Here is a 595-nt window from a genome sequence, read left to right as displayed (position 1 = left end):
ATCTGGGAACGGCACGCGCGGATCTCATCATGGCCTGGCCGCAACAGCGGCCCACTTGCAAGAGGCCGGATACATTTGTGCAGACTGCATCGTCCTCATCAAACGACCTTGCACGGGCGGGGCGGGTCATACATTCTTTCCCAAGAGGTCCTTCAGCGCCGCATTGTCCAGCATGGCGTCGGCCAGGAGCCGCTTCAGCTTCGTGTTCTCGTCCTCCGTTCTCAGCCGCTTGGCCTCGGAGACGTCCAGCCCGCCGAACCTGGCCTTCCATTTGTAGATTCTGGCGTCGCTGACGCCGTGCTTGCGGCACAGACGGCCACCGAACCCCCGGCCTCCTGCTCCTTCAAGATCCCGATGATCTGCTCTTCCGTTAAACGATTGCGCTTCTTGCTTTGGTCCTCGTCTTGGTGCGTGTTTCGCGGGATCGTGAGCACGGATTTCACCGCATCGTGAGCAACGATTTCAGAGGATCGTGAGCAGCGATTTCAGGCGATCGTGAGCACCGTTTGGCGGTGCCGGACGCTTCGGCCGACAACTCAACCGGGCTACGGGTTTCTCATTCAACCAATGAGGAAGCCTGATGCCTACCCAGAGA

General features: G+C 59.7%; 1 pseudogene. It reads right to left on the bottom strand.

The features are described 5' to 3' along the window. Positions 1-135: 135 nt before the first annotated feature. Positions 136-425 (bottom strand): annotated as a pseudogene (locus IVB48_RS34930) (transposase); the annotation flags it as partial. Positions 426-595: the final 170 nt, after the last annotated feature.

This window comes from Bradyrhizobium sp. 76 (assembly GCF_023073025.1).
In the GTDB taxonomy this organism is placed as follows: Bacteria; Pseudomonadota; Alphaproteobacteria; order Rhizobiales; family Xanthobacteraceae; genus Bradyrhizobium.
This window is presented reverse-complemented; position numbering and strand designations above follow the sequence as displayed.